General features: G+C 67.5%; 2 protein-coding genes. Both read left to right on the forward strand.

Translation table 11 applies throughout. The features are described from left to right. Positions 1-1,161, forward strand: a 1,161-nt coding sequence (locus VEG08_16060; protein HXZ29510.1) for a hypothetical protein, incomplete at its 5' end; no start/stop codon positions are given. Between the two features lie 90 nt (positions 1,162-1,251). Then, a complete protein-coding gene (locus VEG08_16065) occupies positions 1,252-3,318 on the forward strand; it encodes a M13 family metallopeptidase (GenBank protein HXZ29511.1) in 2,067 nt (688 codons plus the stop codon). The last annotated feature ends 456 nt before the right edge of the window (positions 3,319-3,774 follow it).

Raw genomic sequence — 3,774 nt, forward strand, 5'->3', positions numbered from 1 at the left:
GCGCCGGGCGCGGCCATCCCCTTCGACATCAAGCCCGACATCACCAACTGCGGCGGCGGGGGTGGAGGCACCGCCGCGCCCACTCCTCAGGCGACGGAAACGCAGCCCGCTCCCGCCCCCGGTGGGACGGAGCCCGCCTCCGTGGCCAACCTGCACGCCGCGCCCTCGGTGCCGAACCCCTGGACGACGCCGGAGCAGGGAGTCGCGACCCCGCCTCCGGCCGCGGTGAAGACGGTCTCTCCCGGCTCCCAGGTGGGCTCCACTCCCATGCACACCATGGACGAGAGCGGCGCCAGCAAGTACGCCAAGGCCCCGCCTCCCCTCCCCGTGTGCACCATCCAGTTCACCGCTCCCGCCATCAGCAACGTGACGGGCGTCAGCCTGCTGCCGCCCCGCACCTTCACCCAGCAGCAGGGACTCAACTACTACCACGTCCAGGGATGCAACTTCGGCGACCAGCCCGGGCACGTCTACCTGATCTTCCCGCCGGCCAACGGCCAGCCTGGCTTCGGTACCAACGTCGAGCTCTACCTCATGCAGGGCGCGGTCTGGGGCCCCAACTCGCTGGATGTCTTTCTGGACCCCAACTTCGGCGGCTTTCCCGACGAGAGCGGCCTCACTCTGCAGGTGGTGACCGCCAAGGGCCTGAAGGCTGAGTGGAACAACTGCAAGTTCCAGGCCGAGCGCATCAGCAGGACCATTTACTGGCTGCCTCGCAGCCAGGTGAAGCTGGGTTCGGCAGGGAGTACCTTCGTCACGCCCGTCTTTCACACCGCCGCCTCCAGCCAGACCGACGGCCTGCTTCCCGTGGAGGGGTCTCCACAACAGGGGCCGGCGACCGCGACCGTGAACCGCTCCATCAATGGCGTGGGCGGGCCCTTCACCGTCCAGGATGACCTGTGGGACTTCAGCAAGCTGCAGCCGGGCTGGGCGGTGATGTATGCCACCCCCTCCTACGACAACTGGAACGGCGCCGGCTGCGACCAGGCCTCGGGGCATTGGGGCACCTCCTGGGACAGCCCCAGCCTGCTGCGCGTCCATGTCCAGGGGTGCTACCACAAGGGGACGGGGTACTTCAGCTCCAGCTCCGCCTTCTACGGTCTCAGCATCGAGCTGCGCGGTCCCAAGGGTACCCTCCCCTGGCCGGCCAACCTGAAATAGCGGGCCGGCCCGGCTTTCGTCCCATCCGGGGTGCGAGTGCGCCCTTCTTCTGATAACCTTTTGCGGCTGATTTCAGTCTAATGAGGCGCTATGAAAGCCAAGCTTGTCGTGTGTCTGCTCTCCCTGGCCGTGCTCGCCGCGCTGCCGGCATCGGCCCAGAAGAGAGGCGCCGCTCCCACCGCGGCCGAGCCCTCTCTGCCCTACACCCCCAGCCTCGACGTCACCGCCATGGACCGCTCCGTCGATCCCTGTACCGACTTCTATACCTACTCCTGCGGAGGCTGGAAGAAAAACAATCCCATTCCGCCCGACCAGGTCTCCTGGAGCGTCTACGGCAAGCTCTACCAGGACAACCTGAACTTCCTGCGCGCCATCCTGGAGCAGGCGGCCGCCGCCAAGCAGCGCGACGCCGTCACCCAGAAGATCGGCGACTTCTACGCCGCCTGCCTGGACGAGGCCGCGGTGAACCAGCGCGGGGTGGCCGCCATCCAGCCCGAGCTGGACGCCATCGCCGCTCTCCGGGACAAGAAGGGGCTGGCGCCGCTGGTGGCGCGCCTGCAGATGGGCGGCCCCGGCGGCTACATCTTCGGCGGCGGCTCCATGCAGGACCCCGACGACTCCGAGCAGCAGATCGCCGGCCTCTACCAGGGCGGCCTCGGCCTCCCCGACCGCGATTACTACCTCAAGGACGACGCCAAGTCGCAGGAGACCCGCGCCCGCTACCTCCAGCACGTGCAGAAGGTCTTCGAATTGCTCGGCGACTCTCCTGCTGCCGCGCAAGCCGACAGCGCCACCGTCATGCGCATGGAGACCGAGATGGCCGCGGCCTCCCTCACTCGCGTCGAGCGCCGCGATCCCTACAAGCTCAAGCACAAGATGAAGGTCGCCGACCTGGCCGCCCTGGCTCCCAACTTCGACTGGCAGGCGTACTTCCAGGCCGTCCAGGCGCCCTCCTTCGAGATCCTCAACGTGGCCGAGCCCGACTTCTTCAAGGAGGTCAACGCTCAGGTGGCCGGCGAGAGCCTGGACGACTGGAAGACCTACCTCCGCTTCCACCTCGCCAACGCCTACTCCCCCTACCTCTCCCAGCCCTTCGTGGAGGAGAACTTCGACTTCTACCGCAAGTACCTGCGCGGCGCCAAGGAGATCCAGCCGCGCTGGAAGCGCTGCGTGCAGTGGGTGGACGACGATCTGGGCGAGGCCCTGGGCCAGGCCTACGTGAAGAAGGTCTTCTCCCCCCAGCTCAAGGCCGACACCCTCAAGATGGTGCAGCTCATCGAGGGCGCCATGGAGCAGCGCATCAACCAGCTCGACTGGATGAGTCCCGAGACCAAGCAGCAGGCCCTCAAGAAGCTGCACGCCATCCGCAACAAGATCGGCTATCCCGACAAGTGGCGCGACTACAGCTCGGTGGCCATCACCCCCGGCGACTTCGCGGGCAACGTGCGCAACGCCATCGCCTTTGAGTCTCACCGCGACATCAACAAGATCGGCAAGCCCGTGGACCACGGCGAGTGGGGCATGACGCCGCCCACCGTCAACGCCTACTTCGATCCCCAGATGAACGACATCAACTTTCCCGCCGGCGTGCTGCAGCCGCCACTCTACGACGCCAAGGAGGACGACGCCCCCAACTACGGCAACACCGGCGGCACCATCGGCCACGAACTCACCCACGGCTTCGACGACGAGGGCCGCCAGTTCGACGCCGCCGGCAACCTCAAGGACTGGTGGACCAAGGACGACGCCCAGAAGTTCAAGCAGCGCGCCCAGTGCGTCCAGGACCAGTACGCCACCTACGTGGTGGTGGACGACGTCCACATCAACAGCGCCCTCACCCTGGGCGAGGACGTGGCCGACCTGGGCGGCGAGATCCTCGCCTACATCGCCTGGCAGCAGGCCGACAAGGACGTGAAGCTCAAGCCCAAGGACGGACTCACCCCCGAGCAGCGCTTCTTCGTGGGCTTCGCCCAGTGGGCCTGCTCCAACGAGCGTCCCGAGGACCTGCGCCTGCGCGCCGTCACCGACCCCCACTCCCCCGCCTCGTACCGCATCAACGGCGTGGTGGTCAACATGCCCGAGTTCCAGCAGGCCTTCCAGTGCAAGCCCGGCGCCGCCATGACCAAGCCCGCCGGCAAGCTCTGCAAGGTCTGGTGATCTCGTGTGGGGGCGGATCTTCAATCCGCCCCGCCGGGTTCCCCACTCAAGCCCTCTGTTGGCTTGAGTGGAGAGGGCCTGTGTGGCACAGCCGACTCGGCTGTGCCGGTGGAGGCGCGGGCCTTCAGAGCCCACGAACCGCCAAGGTCCTCCGGACGGGCTTTAGCCCCGGGAGCGCCAGGCCCGCAGGGCCGATTGACAAGAGCCCAGGACGGAGCGCGCTGGGCGCGCGGAGTCCTGGGTAGGTGGGGCGGGGGAAGATTCGCGCGCGACCGAGCCCGAGGCGCCCGCCGAGGGCGAAGGAGCGCGTCTACGCGCTGCGCAGCAGGATCACCGTGGCATCGTCGTGGGGCAAGCGCCGCCCGCTGAACTCCTCGATGTCGCGCATCAGGTCGGCCACGCAGCAGTCGTGCGCACCTACGAAGTCCATCAGCCGCCCGCTGCCGAACTCCTCCT

The sequence above is a fragment of the Terriglobales bacterium genome, assembly GCA_035624475.1.
Lineage (GTDB): Bacteria > Acidobacteriota > Terriglobia > Terriglobales > Acidobacteriaceae > DASPRL01.

What these genes read in the sequence shown, in the direction of transcription:
- VEG08_16065 (HXZ29511.1), top strand. Translation starts at nt 1,252, where the DNA reads ATGAAAGCCAAGCTTGTCGTGTGTCTGCTCTCCCTGGCCGTGCTCGCC.